Source organism: Hymenobacter sp. (assembly GCF_036388155.1).
Lineage (GTDB): Bacteria > Bacteroidota > Bacteroidia > Cytophagales > Hymenobacteraceae > Hymenobacter.
Genome location: NZ_DASVSI010000148.1, coordinates 38972 through 54205 on the forward strand (window position 1 = coordinate 38972; position 15234 = coordinate 54205).

15 protein-coding genes and 1 tRNA gene are annotated in these 15234 nt (G+C 61.3%); 9 read left to right on the plus strand and 7 right to left on the minus strand.

Going from position 1 to position 15234, the window contains the following annotated elements; all coding sequences use genetic code 11:
- Nucleotides 1-15: 15 nt before the first annotated feature.
- From VF629_RS21260 to VF629_RS21275, 4 genes are all read right to left on the minus strand, one after another.
- Nucleotides 16-552: a 1-acyl-sn-glycerol-3-phosphate acyltransferase gene (locus VF629_RS21260; protein WP_331060520.1), complete on the minus strand. Its 537-nt coding sequence runs from the start codon at nt 550-552 to the stop codon at nt 16-18.
- A gap of 147 nt (nt 553-699) precedes the next feature.
- A complete protein-coding gene (locus tag VF629_RS21265) occupies nt 700-1506 on the minus strand; it encodes a patatin-like phospholipase family protein (protein ID WP_331060521.1) in 807 nt (268 codons plus the stop codon).
- A gap of 58 nt (nt 1507-1564) precedes the next feature.
- Nucleotides 1565-2413, minus strand: coding sequence for an MBL fold metallo-hydrolase (locus VF629_RS21270; RefSeq protein WP_331060522.1), 849 nt, complete (start codon nt 2411-2413; stop codon nt 1565-1567).
- A gap of 106 nt (nt 2414-2519) precedes the next feature.
- Entirely contained in the window at nt 2520-3467 is a 948-nt protein-coding gene (locus tag VF629_RS21275; RefSeq protein ID WP_331060523.1) for an acetyl-CoA carboxylase carboxyltransferase subunit alpha, read from the minus strand.
- Nucleotides 3468-3761: 294 nt separating this feature from the next.
- Here VF629_RS21275 and VF629_RS21280 point away from each other — a divergent pair.
- Nucleotides 3762-3835, plus strand: a tRNA-Asp gene (locus VF629_RS21280).
- A 165-nt stretch (nt 3836-4000) separates the two neighbouring features.
- On the opposite strand, the gene VF629_RS21285 is transcribed toward VF629_RS21280, so the two are convergent.
- Nucleotides 4001-4327 carry a hypothetical protein gene (locus tag VF629_RS21285; protein ID WP_331060524.1) on the minus strand — a complete coding sequence of 109 codons (327 nt, stop codon included), beginning with the start codon at nt 4325-4327 and terminating at the stop codon, nt 4001-4003.
- A 443-nt stretch (nt 4328-4770) separates the two neighbouring features.
- Here VF629_RS21285 and VF629_RS21290 point away from each other — a divergent pair, with 443 nt between their 5' ends.
- Complete coding sequence (locus VF629_RS21290; RefSeq protein ID WP_331060525.1) at nt 4771-5124, plus strand: transposase; 354 nt, start codon at nt 4771-4773, stop codon at nt 5122-5124.
- Nucleotides 5125-5670: 546 nt separating this feature from the next.
- Here the strand turns inward: VF629_RS21290 and VF629_RS21295 are convergent.
- The gene (locus VF629_RS21295) at nt 5671-6387 is read right to left on the minus strand and encodes a hypothetical protein (RefSeq protein ID WP_331060526.1); all 717 of its coding nucleotides are present in this window, start codon (nt 6385-6387) and stop codon (nt 5671-5673) included.
- A gap of 444 nt (nt 6388-6831) precedes the next feature.
- On the opposite strand from VF629_RS21295, the gene VF629_RS21300 reads away from it, so the two are divergent.
- The 3 genes from VF629_RS21300 to VF629_RS21310 all read left to right on the plus strand — a co-directional run bounded on the left by VF629_RS21300 (nt 6832) and on the right by VF629_RS21310 (nt 10023).
- Nucleotides 6832-7848: a tetratricopeptide repeat protein gene (locus VF629_RS21300; RefSeq protein ID WP_331060527.1), complete on the plus strand. Its 1017-nt coding sequence runs from the start codon at nt 6832-6834 to the stop codon at nt 7846-7848.
- Nucleotides 7849-8193: 345 nt separating this feature from the next.
- Complete coding sequence (locus tag VF629_RS21305; RefSeq protein WP_331060528.1) at nt 8194-9204, plus strand: hypothetical protein; 1011 nt, start codon at nt 8194-8196, stop codon at nt 9202-9204.
- A 231-nt stretch (nt 9205-9435) separates the two neighbouring features.
- Nucleotides 9436-10023, plus strand: coding sequence for a hypothetical protein (locus VF629_RS21310; protein ID WP_331060529.1), 588 nt, complete (start codon nt 9436-9438; stop codon nt 10021-10023).
- Nucleotides 10024-10034: 11 nt separating this feature from the next.
- Here VF629_RS21310 and VF629_RS21315 read toward each other — a convergent pair whose 3' ends face one another.
- Nucleotides 10035-10268 carry a hypothetical protein gene (locus VF629_RS21315; RefSeq protein WP_331060530.1) on the minus strand — a complete coding sequence of 78 codons (234 nt, stop codon included), beginning with the start codon at nt 10266-10268 and terminating at the stop codon, nt 10035-10037.
- Between the two features lie 538 nt (nt 10269-10806).
- On the opposite strand from VF629_RS21315, the gene VF629_RS21320 reads away from it, so the two are divergent.
- From VF629_RS21320 to VF629_RS21335, 4 genes are all read left to right on the plus strand, one after another.
- Complete coding sequence (locus tag VF629_RS21320; protein ID WP_331060531.1) at nt 10807-12345, plus strand: rhamnogalacturonidase; 1539 nt, start codon at nt 10807-10809, stop codon at nt 12343-12345.
- 141 nt (nt 12346-12486) lie between these two features.
- Nucleotides 12487-13851 (plus strand): hypothetical protein, encoded by a 1365-nt coding sequence (locus VF629_RS21325; protein WP_331060532.1) that lies wholly within the window; start codon nt 12487-12489, stop codon nt 13849-13851.
- Nucleotides 13852-14098: 247 nt separating this feature from the next.
- A complete protein-coding gene (locus VF629_RS21330; protein ID WP_331060533.1) occupies nt 14099-14704 on the plus strand; it encodes a hypothetical protein in 606 nt (201 codons plus the stop codon).
- A gap of 6 nt (nt 14705-14710) precedes the next feature.
- Nucleotides 14711-15070 carry a PKD domain-containing protein gene (locus tag VF629_RS21335; protein WP_331060534.1) on the plus strand — a complete coding sequence of 120 codons (360 nt, stop codon included), beginning with the start codon at nt 14711-14713 and terminating at the stop codon, nt 15068-15070.
- Nucleotides 15071-15234 lie beyond the last annotated feature (164 nt).

Here is a 15234-nt window from a genome sequence, read left to right on the forward strand (position 1 = left end):
GAAGATTCGGGTGAACTAGCGGACGCCCTTTTCCGGAAAGCGGCCGGTTTTGGTGCGGTAAAACGCCTTGATTTTGGCCTCGTCCGCCTCGTAATCGCCCGTGGGGAACACGGCCTCGCCGATGCCGGCTTCCTTGAGGCGGTAGTCCAGGTACCCCAGTCGAATGGGCACGTGGGCGCTCAGGGCCGCAAAGTAGTAGCCCTTGCGCCAGCGCGGCTGGTAGGCGCGCGTGCCTTCCGGGGTGATGAGGATGACCAGCTCCTCGTGCTGGTCGAACAGCTTCACCATGCCGTCGACGAGGCTGTTGTTCTTGCTGCGGTCCACGGGCAGGCCGCCCACGGTACGCACCATGCCGCCCAGCAGCCAGTGCTCGGTCCACTCTTTTTTCACGGTGAAGCGCACGTCCACGTCCATGAGGTAGAAGGCGGCCCGGGCCAGGATGAGGTCCCAGTTGCTGGTGTGCGGGGCCGCAATCATCATGCTTTTCTTGATTTCCGGGTTGTGGATTTCGCCCAATTTCCAGCCGGCAACCCAGAAAACGAATTTGGCCATGTAATACCAGAAAGTAGAGTTTTTACGGGCGGGCATTGAGTAATGAATTGATGAAAGAATGTGCGGATGTGCTGTGAAAACCGGCCATCTCCTGTTCGGGCCGCGGTACAAAGATGGCCTTTTAGGGCAAAGTATGCGCCGCGGCGGCTAGAGCAGCGCCCGCAATTCGGCGGCCTGGCTCAGGGTGTAGCGGTAGCCAATCTCAAACAGTTCCGGGGCGCGCTTGTAGCTCAGGGGGCGGTAGTGGCAGAGGTCGGGCGGCTCCAGCAGCAGGTGGCACAGGGCCTTGCGCGAGGCCGTGTTGGCGTTGATGGCCAGGTGCAAGGTGCGCTCCACGAGGCGGCGCATGTTGGACACGCGGGCCTCCCGGTTCACGGGGTTGCAGTGCACGCCCACCACGCGCAAGTCGTTCTGGCCCAGCAGGGGCTCCACGGGCAGGTTGTTGAGCAGGCCGCCGTCCACCAACTGGCGCCCCTGGTACTCCACCGGCCGGTACACAATGGGCACCGCCGACGAGGCCAGCAGCGGCGGCAGCAGCGGCCCGGTCTTGAAGTACACCGACTCGCCGGCCATCAGGTCGGTGGCCACCAGCGTGAGCGGGCAGCGCAGGTCCTCGAACGTGAGCTTGGCCCCCAGGTGCCGCGCTATCAGGGCCTCCACCGCGTCGAAGTGCAGCAGCCCGAAGCGGCTGAATGCGGGCCGCGTGAGCCGAAACAGGTTGGTGGTGGTCAGCAGCTGCAGGATTTCCCGCGGCGGAAAGCCGGCGGCGTAAAACACGCCCGCAATGGCCCCCGAGCTCACCCCCGCCAGTTGGGCCACGGGCAGCTCCAATTCGTCCAAGGCAGCCAACACGCCGAGGTGCGCAATGCCGCGCGCTCCTCCCCCGGACAAGGCCAATCCCAATTTGGCGGGTTGGCGGATGGGTGGGCTGGTGGATTGAGGTGAGGGCTGCACGCTGCTTGTACCGAATTTAAGCTCTTACAGTTTCTACCTATTCCGCCACCTCACTACCTCACAAATCCACCAGTTGCAGCGTTTCGCTCAGGCGCACGCCCTTGTCGGTGTGCTGCACGGTGCAGGCTTCGTGGATGGGGTCGTGCTCAAGCAGCAGCACCCAGTTTTCGTCGGCCGCGCGGCGCAACACGGCTTCTTTTTCACTCATGGTCACGAGCGGGCGCATGTCGTAGCCCATCACGTAAGGCAACGGAATGTGCCCCGCGCTGGGCAGCAAATCGGCCATAAACGCCAACGTGCGGCCCTTGTACTCCAGCACCGGCACCATCATCTTCTCGGTGTGCCCGTCGGCCATGATGATTTCGCGGAACTGCGGCAGCGCCTCGGGCACGCCACCTTGCAACCCCACGAACCGCAAGCGCCCGCTTTCCTGAATGGGCAGAATGTTCTCTTTCAAAAAACTCGCTTTTTCGCGCGGGTTGGGCGTTACGGCCCAGTTCCAGTGTGCCTCGTTGCTCCAGTACGTGGCGTTGGGGAAGGCCACTTCCAGCACGCCATCGGGCCGGCGCTGCACCGAGCCCCCGCAGTGGTCGAAGTGCAGGTGGGTCAGAAACACGTCGGTGATGTCGGCGCTCGAGAAGCCCAGTTTCCGCAGCGACTTTTCCAGGGTGTCGTCGCCGTGCAAGTAAAAATGGCCCCGAAACTTCTCGTCCTGCTTTTCGCCAATGCCATTGTCGATGAGCAGCAGGCGGCCGCCGTCTTCAATCAGCAGACAGCGCATGGCCCAAGTGCACATGTTGTTGGCATCGGGCGGATTCAGCTTCTGCCACATGCTTTTCGGCACCACGCCAAACATGGCGCCGCCGTCAAGTTTGAACAAGCCGGTATCGATGGTGTGAAGAGTCATCTTTTTAGGGTAAGAGGGCATGAGGGTGTACGGCGGCCATACGCAGGCTTAAAGAGGGCATCGCGAAAACTCAAACCCTCCTACCCCCATGCCCTCATACCCTATACTATTCCACCACCACGCCCATGGCCGAAAACTTGTCGATGCGCTGGCTGATGCGGTCTTCGGCTGAAATGGCAGACAGCTCTTTCAGCGTTTTAACCAGCGTGTTTTTCAGGGTTTCAATCATTTGCTCGGGCGCGGTGTGGGCGCCACCCAGCGGTTCTTTCACGATGCCATCCACGAGGCCGGCTTTGTGCATGTCGGTGGCGGTGAGCTTGAGGGCCTCGGCAGCCTGCTCCTTGTAATCCCAGGAGCGCCACAGAATGCTGCTGCACGACTCCGGCGAAATCACCGAATACCACGTGTTTTCCAGCATCAGCACCCGGTCGCCAATGGCAATGCCCAGGGCCCCGCCGCTGGCGCCCTCGCCGATGATGACGCAAATCACGGGCACCTTCAGCATAAACATCTCCTTCAGGTTGCGGGCAATGGCTTCGCCCTGGCCCCGCTCCTCGGCTTCCAGCCCCGGAAAGGCGCCGGGCGTGTCGATGAGCGTCACCACCGGCACGTTGAACTTCTCGGCCAGCTTCATCAGACGCAGGGCCTTGCGGTAGCCCTCGGGGTTGGGCATGCCGAAGTTGCGGTACTGGCGCTGCTTGGTGTTGTGCCCCTTTTGCTGGCCCACAAACATGACGGTCTGGCCGGCTATTTCGCCAAAACCGCCTACCATGGCTTTGTCGTCGCCCACGGTGCGGTCGCCGTGCAGCTCCACAAATGTGGAGGCCATGCCCTCGATGTAGTCCAGGGTGTAGGGCCGGTCGGGGTGACGCGACAGCTGCACCCGCTGCCAGCGGGTGAGATTGGCGTAGGTTTCTTTTTTGAGGGCCTTGATTCTGGCTTCGAGAGCCGCCACGGCTTCGCGCACGTCGACGTCGCTCTCGGCGGCCAGCTTTTGCATTTCGATGAGCTTGCCTTCGAGGGAAGCAATGGGTTGTTCAAAATCAAGGAGCATGGGCTGCGGAGGGAATTTGCGGGAGTGGAAAGGCGAAAATACCAGGGCATCGGGCAAGACGGGACTCGAACCCGCGACCTGCGCCGCTCCTGCCGCCACGAAAGCGGGTGGCAAAGGTAAAACATCCACCGTTGCGGCCTTAGCGAAAAATTAATCCCCCTGAAAAACAACCCGCAAGCTTCAGAAGGGCGCTGTTTCCAGAAAAAACTTCAGCCATTGCTTGCAGCCCGCAATTTTTCTCCCCTACCTTTGCAGCACCAAAACGGAAAACACACAGTTTTCCACTCGGCAAACGGTTTGGTAGTTCAGTTGGTTAGAATGCCGCCCTGTCACGGCGGAGGTCGCGGGTTCGAGTCCCGTCCAGACCGCTATCGTTTGCAAACGAAAAAAGCCTCCCAGAAACGGGAGGCTTTTTTCGTTAACTCTCCCTAATTCACTTGGGTAAGTGAATTAGTATTAATTACTGGGCAAAAAACCTACGGCTAGAGCACGGCTATCAAAACTCGAGAGTGTTGCCAAAGAGCATACTACAACTATCGTCTTTGCTGAAGGCCTGTTTTATAACCGTACCAGTAGTATTGGTCATCGGCGTCGGTCGAGGCCTGCGCGTTTGCTTGCGCCTGCTCGATTTCTGCGGCCATTATCGCATTAAAATTTGGTGTTCTGTAACCGTATTGAGCAGCGGCAGCTTCTCCGAAAGCGCGACCATCTGCTAAACCGTAGAAGAAGAAGTCATTGTCCGGGTACAGGGCTTTCGCAGAAGTAGCGGACGCCATGCTAGCTTTTACCGCATTGGCATCTAGGGAAAGTCCGCCCGCTAGCAACACCGCCAGGGAGAATACTACATTAACTTTTTTCATAGGAGTAAAGAAAAGGTGGAAATAGATACTCAGGTCAGTGAGTACAGCGCAAATAACGTAAGCTAAAAGTTTGGTAAAAAGGACAAAAAGAGATAAAAGCGGACATCTGGCTTTGTAAATAATCTAATTTTATTTGCCATAAAGAATAATATTAATTGCACTGTGTCTGAAGACCAAGCCTCAGCAATTCATCTGTTCGTTTGACCATCAGATAATTGTTCATCTTAGTACAAAGCAGAAACAATTGAACGATTGTGACATCACTTATTCTGCTTCAATTATTTCGTTCTTAAGTGGACAAGATGAGGCGTTCAAAGCTGAGGCCCTATACATACAGAGTGTCATGGACTTGTGAGCGAAATTAACGGGTAGGGAAGTTACCCGCCGCGCTTACCTAAGCGACGTCACGGACGAGGAATGGGCGTTTTTACTGCTGTACCTACTTGCTGGTACGAGAAGATGCCAGCCAGCGGCAATATCCGCTGCGTGAGTTGTTTGACGCCTTACGCTACGTGGTGCGCATGGGCTGCACCGGGCGCTACCTGCCCCACGATTTGCCGCCCTGGGCCGCGTGCTACCAGCAGCGGGCGCGTTGGCGCGACTCCCGCGTCTTTGAAGCCCTGACCGACGATTTGCGCCAGGTGTTGCGCCTCAACGAGGCACGCCGGCAGCACCTTCACCACCAGCGCCCGGCGGACAGGCATCTTCTGTCCGTGGGAGCGCCCGCCGTGGCCAACCGCCACGCGCGACGCCCCGCGAAAGAACCGACGGGCTTCATCGCCGCGGCGTGGGCGTGATGGGCAGCAGACTCAGCGGTTGGAGCGTGGTGCCGGTGTAAGCGAATTGGTGGAGGCCGGCGGCGCCAACGGCCAGCAACGTGCCGTTGTTTGGAATCACGTCAAACACCTTCACGGGAAACACTTGCGTCTGCGTCAGCGCGGGCGACTGCGCGGTGTTGAACACCTTCAGGCCGCCCTTGTCGCACACGAAAAGCGTGTGGCCGTCGACGCCCAGGCCACGGGGGCCGGTCATGGGGTAGGACTTTGCCAGGCGCGGGGCGCTCAGGGTGGTCAGGTCGATGACCTGGAGTTGGTTGACGCCGCCGCCGCAGCTTTGGCCCGCGCGCAGCGTCACGTAGGCATACTGGTCGTCGACCACTACCGGGTCGCAGCTCACGACGTGCTGGTAGTAGGCGACCTGCCGCGGCGCCGCGGCCTGGGCCACGTCGAAGATGTACATGCCGCGCTGGGTGCCCAGGAACAGGTAATGGTCTTTCGGAAAAATCGTTTCGACGCCAAACATCAAGCCCAGCTTGGGGCCCGCCGTGGGCGTGGTCGGATTGGTCAGGCTGAACAGGCGCAGGCTGTTGGTGTCGACCGTATAGAGGTGGTCGCCCAGGACCGCGAACCGCGCCAGCGAGCCGCCCTTGCCCGCCGCGCCCGTGCCCGGGCTCGCCGACGACGTGTTGGCAAACGCCATGGGCAGGTTCCCACCCCTCCACCCCCCCAGCCGCTGGGATTGTTACCTGCGGGATAGGCTACTTTTATCTTCTTCCAGCCCACGACCACGGTATTCGCCGGGCGTTTATCCGGCGTGGCCGATGGGGCCAACGGTCCCCATTCCGGCATGGGCAGTTCCCGGAACGCATCGCGCACGCGGCTTTTTACCACGGCTGCCCCGGGGTTGCTCACGTCGAGGGTGACCAGGTCGGGGCCGTTGTCGGCGTAGAGCAGGCTGCCTTTCAAGGCCAGGTCGATATTGCCCGGAATGCGCAGGAAACTCACCGGCCGAGGCCGCGCCGGGTTGCGGTTGTCGATGACGTGGATGCCTTCGTAGGGTTCATTGACAAACAGGTACTGACCTTGCAGGTAAATCTTGCCGGCGGCGTGCAGGGCCCGGGGCGGCAGGGCCTGCACCCACGCCTCGAGCACGGCGCGGGACACCAGCCGCGGGGTGAAAGCGTCATAGTAGGCGTCTTCAGGCTGCGGCTCTTCGGGGCGGGTGCAGGAGAACAGCGTCAGGAGCAAAAAGCTGAGCAGGTGGGGGAAAAGTTTTTGCATCGGGGTACGACGGTTAAAGGTGAAACCAGGCGAAGGCAGCAGGGAAGCCGGCCACCGCTTCCTGTGGCCCTGACCGGTTGGTGCGGCACTTAGTTGCACCGCCGCGGCAACAAAGAGGACCGCGCTAAGCCCTTTGGGGCAGCCGTGCTCTTGGGGAAGGGCGGCGTGCAGATGCTTGCGGGTGCGTTGGTTGCTAAAGAGACTGATGCCCGTCAATTCTACCGTTTTGTTAAACTTAATTACTTTACATCTAGCCAAGTAACCAATGTCTCATGCCATGCAAGTATGCAATTGGTTTCCAGTTGTTTAATGAATGATTTGAACCGGTGAAAAGTCTGGCAGCGCTCTTTATTTAATTGCGCCGGCAGGGGCGCGGAAGTAGGTTTGGGCTCCCTTCAGCACGTCGCGGTTGCGACGGTTCCACCGTTGGGATTCTCGCACACCATGATGTTCCGAATCGTAATAGGGGCCGTACTCGCCTTGCTGGGGATGCAACTGGCTGCAAAAGCGCAGAATACTACCCGCTCCACTCCTAAATATCTCCAATCGGATGCGCTACGGGCCAAAGACCGAATCAACGAGCGGCCGCGCTACGGTGGGCTGACCAAGACGGCGGCGCAACTCGAAGCCGACGCACAGTTTCTTGCGCAGAGCCTGCGCCAGTACGGCACTGCCCACGCCGCCATGCAGGCCCACGTCAACTTCGGGTGGCACTACTTGGCCACGGACCACGCGCCCACGGCCATCAAGCGCTTCAATCAAGCCTGGCTACTCGATTCCACGGCGGCCGACGTGTACTACGGCTTCAGTGCCTACCTGCAGCAACAAGGCCAGCCGGAGGAAGCCGAACGGTTTATGCAAATCGGCAAGCGCCTCGACACAGGCAACGCAGCCTTGCTGAAATACTACGCCAGCCAAGCCTACCACCAGTCGTTGCGACGGGATTACGCCGGGGCCATTGCGACGAACGAACAACTGCTGGCGCTGGCTCCTGACAATGCGTTTGCGCACGGGAGAACCGGCTATTGGTGCCTCCTGCAGCAGGACACGGCCCGCGCCGGCCAATACCTGAGCCGCGCCGTGCAGCTGAACCCACAGGATTCCGTCTCCTACCTGAATCGGGGCTGGTTGCGCTACGGGCAAAAGCAGTACCCCCAGGCCGTGGCGGATTTCACGCAGGCGATTCGCATCAACGCGCACTACCTCAGCGCCTACGCCAACCGGGCCGTGGCCCACACCGATGCCGGTAACCACGCGGCGGCCATTGCAGACTTGCTACAATGCCTCAAGCTTGTGCCCTCCCGCGACAAAGGCCCCTTTTACTACCTCCTCGCGCAGGCCCACCTAAAAACCAACGACTCCCATGGGGCGTGTGAGGCGTTGCGGCAAGCCCTGGAATGGAGCTATACTCCCGCTGCGGAAAAAGACATCAAGCGCCTGATGAAAAGCGCCTGCCGGTAAACGCTCCTCTTGCCATTCCGACCGTTTTCCTAAACCTTTCATTGAATTTTAACGCGTGCCCCTTTACGCAAGCTTGCCGCGCAAGCCCCGCGCCGAGACCGCACCGGATGCCCTATGCCCGGGCAAAATATCTACGCCAGCAGATTCCATACGCTACCTCCCGCCAGCGCCGCATCGCCTCTCGCACGGCTCGGCTTGAGAGTTTACAAAATCCGTTCCCCTCAGCACGTTTAGTAAACCTTGAATCGGAGACGAGTTTCGTAAACTCGCCCGGCGCTGCAGCACCTGGCTGCCCACCAAGTGCGGGGTTGGTCGACGTCGAGCTTCGCCTCGCGTATACCGGCCATGCTTCGCCGATTCCTTCTCGACCCCGACCGCAGCGGCCTTTTCTACCTGCTGCTTTTCATTGCCCTCGTCACCGCCGCCCTGTTCGTCGACCACGCCTTCGACGCGCATTACGCCGTCATCGGCAGCGTGGCGTCCTTCCTGGGCTTGTTCACGGCCTTCCAAAGCTGGAAAGCGGCGCACGAGGCCTCGCGCAACGCCGACCAGGCCCTGAACCAGATGCAGCAAATGACCCGCGAAACCCAGGCGTTGGCCCATTCCAACCACCTGATTGACCAGCAAATCCGGCAGGCCGTCGCCACCATCAGCGACGCGACCCGCGAGCTGCACAAAGGCTACCGGCCGGTGTTGGCCGAGGTGGCCGAGTTCTTGCAAAAAGCGGCCGGCAGCGAGTACCTGGCCGTCCTGACGGACACGGCCGCCATCGGCACGTTTTTTCTCGCCTGCCAGCCCGGCCCCGCCCCCCGCGAGCTGCACGCCCTCACCGACCGCATCCACGCGCTGCTGCTCGAGCGGGTGCGGGACTCCCGGGAGTTTTACCTCGCGTGCTTGGCGGACGAGGGCGAGCCCGACGGCGCTCGGGAGGGCAACCGCCTCTTCGCACAGTTTGTCCAGCCCGCGTGGCAGCACCTGCGGCCCGGCGAGCCGCTGCCCGAGCCGACCTGGGAAGAGCACCGCCGCCGGCACGGCGCCACGCTGCGCCAGGTGCAGGAAACCTTTGCGCTGTTTTCGGACCACGCGGCGCAGAAAGCGGCGGGGGTCGAGCCACTCCTACCCCTCTCGGCGCTGCCGCTGCAACTCTTTCTCCGCGTCGACGCGGAAGCGGCGGAGCCGTTCCGCGCCTTGGTCATTTTCGTGGGGCAGTACAACCTCAACCGCCTGTCCGACGCCCGGGCCATGCACACGGCCGACCCGGAGCTGGTGCGCACGTTCCTGAGCATGTTCGAGTCGATTGCCGGGCTCGAGGGCCACGCCGGCTACCAGCAGCTGCGCCAGCAGTGGCCGCTGTAAGGCCCCGTCAGGAACCAGCATTCAGCGAAACGGTCGTTTTTTACCTCGTTTACCCACTTCTTCGCCTTTCCCGTGTGCGCACAATTGGTTTCCACGGCCTGCTTCAAGAGCAGTAACAAGGGGTGTTTTGACTCAGTGAATGGCCTAATGGGCGCCGGCGCGGCAACGCGGCCACCGCCCAGCCGTTAACCGCGGGTATTGCGTGCCTGCTTCACTGTTTTTTACTGGTTTATGCACAGGCTCTTGCTGCTCCTCTCGCCCCTACTCGCGCTCACTGGCTGCATCAACTGCACTCCTGTTGTCCTGACTCCCGCGGAGAAGGTTTGGGCCAGTGTCTACGAGGCGGGCCAGCAGGTTCGGTTTCGCAGCAACCGGGGCGCCAGCAATGTGCTGACGGCGCTGCCCCGCAAAGAGTTTTACGAAAACCAGGACTGCAACTGGATGGAGTCGGGCAAAAATCAGCCCCTTCGCACCATCGTGGCGCTTACGTCGGCCGTTGACCACGGCGGGGGCGACCACCAAAGCTTTTCCCTGGTGGTGTACAAAACGTCGCCTACCCGGCCCGCCACGCTGTTGTTCGATTTGGCTGGCCTGCTCGGCAACCTGAGCGACGTGCCGGGCGGCCCCGTGTTCAAGCTGCTGCCGGCGCCGCTGACGCTGGCCAGCGGCCGCCGCTATCCCGGCGCCTACGCCATTCGCAACGGGGCCAATGCCATCTACTTGCGGGGCAGCCAGCTGCGGGCCGCGTACTGGGACCCGCAGGCCGGCCTGCTGCGCTACGAGCTGGCCAGCGGGGAGGTGTTCGACCTGGTTGAGTGAGCGTTGCTACGTTAGGTTTTGCCCGTCAGGCTGCCGCGGACGTACTCCCGGACGCGCGCCTCGATTTGCGGATAGGCAATAAATAAATCGCCAATCAGCAGCATGGCCGACTCGTCGCTCATGTGCAGGTGGGCCTGGTCGTCGTCTTGCCGAAAAACTACCCAGGCTTTCGATTCTAAGATTCGCGTGCCTAACTCCAGCGGGGAGGAGTCGGCGGTTTGGTGGAAATTATCTAGCGTGTTCATCGATTCAGTAGTACTTGGATAGGAGATAAACTCTGACGCTCTGCGCTGCTACTCAATAGCTTGTTCCCGTTGCTTTGTGGGCCTCACGCGGCTGCTATGGAGCGGTTGTGAGGGCCTACGGTTGGCTTAATTATATCGTATACTGCACTAATTTAACCAGCAACGGTCGAGGGCATCAAGCACTGACCGTGCCATTTGCCTCGTACGGGTTCACTTAGTTTTCGTTCATACAGTCAAGGGCTTACGCTTGGGCTTGGCAACGAGTGACGACCTGAAAACGGCGCTGTACCTCGACCGCTGACCGCAGTAAGTGCCTACTGATGTACGAGGGAAATGCCCCGTTGAGACTGACTGCCCCTCGCGGGCGCCCGGGTTTCTTAATCGGGCGGAAAATACCGCGGCACCTTCAGCAGAGTACAGGAGAGTGAAGGCGGAAGGCCGACGGTCCTTGCGCCGCCAAGCGGCTGCCGGCCGGGCCGGCGCGCAGAAGCGCAGCCCGCCGCCGAGGCAGCCGCGGGCGTTATTTTTCCCAGCCACAATGCTTCGATACGCATTTCTGTTTCTTGTCTTGCTCGGCCGCTTGCACCCGGCGGTTGCGGCCCCGCCAACGGCCGGTTTTAACGTTCGGGACTTTGGGGCCAAAGGCGACAGCAGCAACCTCGACGGCCCAGCCATCAACCGGGCCATTGCGGCGGCGGCCAAGGCGGGCGGCGGCACGGTGTACTTTCCGGCCGGCCAGTACCTGAGCTACTCCATCCGGCTGCAAAGCCACATTTCCTTGTACCTCGACCAGGGCGCCGTGTTGCTGGCCGCGGCCCCGGTGGGCGACACGGGCTACGACGCGCCCGAGCCGGGGGCCGACAACAAATACCAGGATTTCGGGCACAGCCATTGGCACAACAGCTTGATTTGGGGCGAGAACCTGGTTGATATTTCCATTTTGGGGCCGGGCACCATCCACGGCAAGGGCCTGACGCGGGAAGGGCCCCACCGCGCGCCCGTGGGCAACAAAGCCATTGCCCTGAAGCTGTGCCGCAACGTGCAGCTCAAGGATTTCACGGTGCTCTACGGAGGCCATTTTGCCCTGCTGGCCACGGGCGTCGACAACCTGACCATCGACAACCTGAAGATTGACACCAACCGCGACGGCCTGGACATCGACGGCTGCCGCAACGTGCGGGTAAGCAACTGCACCGTCAACTCGCCGTGGGACGACGCCATTTGCCTGAAAAGCTCGTTTGCCCTCGGCTACGCCCGGACCACCGAAAACGTGACCATTGCCAACTGCCAGGTGAGCGGCTACGACCGCGGCACCCTCCTCAACGGCACCTACCTGCGCAACGAGGCGGTCCTGGTGCCCGACCACGAAGGCCCCACCGGCCGCATCAAGTTCGGCACCGAGTCGAACGGCGGCTTCCGGAACATCGCCATCAGCAACTGCGTGTTTGAGTACTGCCGCGGGCTGGCGCTGGAAACCGTGGACGGGGGCCTGCTGGAAGACATCGTCATCAGCAACATCACCATGCGCGACGTCATCAACTCGCCCATTTTCCTGCGCCTGGGCGGCCGGATGCGCGGCCCGGCTGGCACGCCCATTGGGGCGCTGCGGCGCGTGATTATCAGCAACGTGAACGTGTACAACGCCGACTCCCGGTTTGCCACGCTCATCGCGGGCCTGCCGGGCCACCCCATCGAGGACGTGCGCCTGAGCAACGTCAACATCTGGTATAAGCCCCTGGACGCGGCTTCGCTGCAGGCCGTGCAGGCCGTGGTGCCCGAGCACGAAAAAGACTACCCCGAGCCCCAGAAATTTGGCGTGCTGCCCGCTTACGGCTTTTTTATTCGGCACGTACGCAACATCGAATTGACGGACGTGAACATTCATTACCTCGGCCAGGAAACCCGCACCGCTCTCCTGCTGGATGACGTGCAGGGCGCCCGCCTCCGCAACTTGCAAGCCCAGCGCCCCACCGGTGCCCCGCTGCTGAAGCTGCAAGACGTGCGCGACCTGAGAGTGCAGGACAGTGCGCCTCTTAAGAATGAGGAGATTCGACAAGTCAAGTCGAAGTCTCTGTAGCACCTACTAGAGTTTTGTCATGTCGAGCGCAGCCGAGACATCTCGCCTCGGAAAGCCAATTAGTTCAGCACGCATGTCTCGGCTGCGCTCGACATGACGTTCCTGTTGTTTCCATTACCGCCACGCTGCCCCGCCCAACACATGAGAAAACGTGTCACGCTAGCCGTACTTGGCGGCGCTTTACTGCTTGTCAGTTCCGCCCAGGCCCAGATTGGGCGGCGTTTCCCTTCCGAGCGCAAAGTGGTGAAAGACCCGGTGACGGGCACGATGCTCACGTTCCTGACCAGCACGCCGGTCGGCGACAATAAAATTTACCAGACCCACAACCAGTGGACGTCGGACGGGCAATGGCTGATTTTCCGCTCGAACCGGGTGAAGAACGAGGCCTTGGCCGTGAACGAGAAAACCGGCGAGCTGGTGCAGGTAACCGAAGGCGGCTACACCGGCATGCTCAACGTGGCCCGCAACGCCATGAAGCTGTATTTCATGCGCAACCCGGCCGGCCCCGATGCGCCCCGGCAAGGCCCGCCGGCTTCGCTGCAAATTGTGGAAGTGGACCTGGCCCAGCTCTTCGCCGACAGCAAGGCCGGCAAGATGAAGCCCGCCAGCACCTACCAGCGCGTGTGCGGCACCACCCCGCCCGAGCTACAAGCCGGCGGCGACATGGCCCTCGACGGCGACGAAACCTGGGCCTACTTCCGCGTGGGCCGCGAGGAAGCCGCCCGCCACCTGGCCCCCGGTACCAAGCTGGAGCAGAACTACGGCCCGCGCAACATGGGCGCCGGCCCGGCCGGCATCGCGGCCATGAACTTGAAAACCAGCGCCAGCAAGCACGTGGTGTCGGTGCCGTTTCAGATTGGGCACATTCAGACGAACCCCTGGGTGCCCGGCGAAATCGTGTTTTGCTGGGAAACCGGCGGCAAGTCGCCTCAGCGCACCTGGACGGTGCTGGCCGACGGCACCGGCCTGCGCCCCCTTTACCCCGAAGCCGAAACCGAGTGGGTGACGCACGAGGCCGTAATCTCCAAAGACGAAACGGCCATTGCCATCATGGGCCACCGCAAAATCCCGGGCTCAAATAAGGAAGTAGCCGCCGGCACGCCCGTTAGCGGCCCCAACCCTGGCCAGGAGGCCGCCTGGGGCCCGTCGGGCACCCGCGAAAAGCCCACCGGCCTGGGCATCGTCAACCACCGCACCCGCGAGATGATTATTGTGGGCCAGACGCCCAGCGGCAGCGGCCTGTGGCACGTGAGCGGCTCGCCGGACGGGCGCTGGGCCGTGGGCGACGACTTCGCGCGCAACATTTACCTGATTGACCGGCACACCCGCGAGATGCTCTTGCTCTCCGCCGGCCACAAGGAAACCGCCGCCGACCACCCGCACCCCACCATGAGCCCCGACGGAACGAAGATTGAAATCCAGTCGGCCATGCTTTCGACCGATGGGAAGAGCATGAACATCTGCATCATCCCGGTGCCGGAGGCGTGGCTGAAGCGTAAGTATTAGGACGGTCATGCAGACCGCAGCGAAACATCCCTCGTGGGCGAAACCTCACCCCCGGCCCTACCAGGTACGACCCCTCTCCGCGGGAGAGGGGTCGTACCTGGTAGGGCCGGGGGTGAGGTCACTGCGTCAGGTGGCGCAAGCAAAATGCTTCGCCGCACTCTGCGTAACCGCCTTTTGTATCTCAATAGCCTCCACCGCTCACGCCCAGGAAGACCGTGGCTTCAAAGTCTACCAATTCCCGGCCGATATGATTCCGCGCATCGACGGCAAGGCCGACGACTGGGCCAGCTTTCCGCGCGAGTACGTGGTGGGCACCAACCAGCTGTGGGACGACTCCAAGCGCTACCCCAAGCCCGATTCCACCAACCTCGACGTGAAAGTGCGCGTGGCCTGGGTGGCGGGCCTAAACCGGCTGTATTTTCTCTACGAAGCCACCGACGACTACTGGGATTTCAGGCAGCCCGGCCTGCACAACGACACCTTCGAAATCATCGTGGACGGCGACCTCTCCGGCGGCCCCCTCATTGCCGAGCAGCACCCTAATCCGGACTTGCCGCTGATGGAGCGCTATTTCGCCTTCCACGGCGTGCACGCGCAGAACTACCACATTTTCATGCCCGCCGAGGGCAAGGATTGGGCTCTGGCCTGGGGCAGTCAGCCCTGGATAAAGCGCCTGCCCTACGCCAACATCGCCTATTCCTATGACTTCCGGCCCGGCCAACGCGGCAAGCTCACGGCCGAGTTCTGGATTACGCCCTTCGACTACGCCGGCACCGAAGGCCCCGCCCGCGCCGTGGAATCGGTGCTGACGGATGGCAAAAAAATCGGCCTCACCTGGGCCGTGATTGACTAAGACGACGTGAAAGATGAAACCAAAAAAGGCTTCTGGAACCTGTCGAAGAACCACAAGATGTACGGTAATTCCAGCCTGGGCACCGTCTTCACCCTCCTGCCGCTGGCCGACAAGTACCTGCCGAAACTGGCGGCGCAATGGTCCTTCAGCGTCACCAATATGGCCCGCCGCCAAGTCACCTTCCTCGACGAAAGCCGCGGCCCCATCAAGCGCTGGCACTGGGACTTTGGCGACGGCACCACCTCCACCGAGCAAAGCCCGGTGCACCGCTACAAAGACGCTGGCAAGTACATCGTGGTGCTGAACGTGGAAGGCCCGGCCGGCAAGGCCCGCATGGCCAAGGTGTGGGACGTGGCGGTGAAGTGAAAAAATGGCAAATCAGCTTTCTCCAGCCCCAGCATCTTGAGTAAACCAAGCTGTGTAGATAGTTGAATAAATAGTCCTGAATAAATAAACAGTCCCGAAAAACGGTCATGCTGAGCGCAGCCGAAGTATCTCTACTGCTGCACTAACATTGATTAGTTGCGCGG

Excerpts from the sequence above, each read along its gene's own strand:
- VF629_RS21260 (WP_331060520.1), bottom strand. The coding sequence starts at position 552 with ATGGCCAAATTCGTTTTCTGGGTTGCCGGCTGGAAATTGGGCGAAATC.
- VF629_RS21270 (WP_331060522.1), bottom strand. The coding sequence starts at position 2,413 with ATGACTCTTCACACCATCGATACCGGCTTGTTCAAACTTGACGGCGGC.
- VF629_RS21275 (WP_331060523.1), bottom strand. The coding sequence starts at position 3,467 with ATGCTCCTTGATTTTGAACAACCCATTGCTTCCCTCGAAGGCAAGCTC.
- VF629_RS21285 (WP_331060524.1), bottom strand. The coding sequence starts at position 4,327 with ATGAAAAAAGTTAATGTAGTATTCTCCCTGGCGGTGTTGCTAGCGGGC.
- VF629_RS21295 (WP_331060526.1), bottom strand. The coding sequence starts at position 6,387 with ATGCAAAAACTTTTCCCCCACCTGCTCAGCTTTTTGCTCCTGACGCTG.
- VF629_RS21300 (WP_331060527.1), top strand. The coding sequence starts at position 6,832 with ATGATGTTCCGAATCGTAATAGGGGCCGTACTCGCCTTGCTGGGGATG.
- VF629_RS21305 (WP_331060528.1), top strand. The coding sequence starts at position 8,194 with ATGCTTCGCCGATTCCTTCTCGACCCCGACCGCAGCGGCCTTTTCTAC.
- VF629_RS21310 (WP_331060529.1), top strand. The coding sequence starts at position 9,436 with ATGCACAGGCTCTTGCTGCTCCTCTCGCCCCTACTCGCGCTCACTGGC.
- VF629_RS21315 (WP_331060530.1), bottom strand. The coding sequence starts at position 10,268 with ATGAACACGCTAGATAATTTCCACCAAACCGCCGACTCCTCCCCGCTG.
- VF629_RS21320 (WP_331060531.1), top strand. The coding sequence starts at position 10,807 with ATGCTTCGATACGCATTTCTGTTTCTTGTCTTGCTCGGCCGCTTGCAC.
- VF629_RS21325 (WP_331060532.1), top strand. The coding sequence starts at position 12,487 with ATGAGAAAACGTGTCACGCTAGCCGTACTTGGCGGCGCTTTACTGCTT.
- VF629_RS21330 (WP_331060533.1), top strand. The coding sequence starts at position 14,099 with ATGATTCCGCGCATCGACGGCAAGGCCGACGACTGGGCCAGCTTTCCG.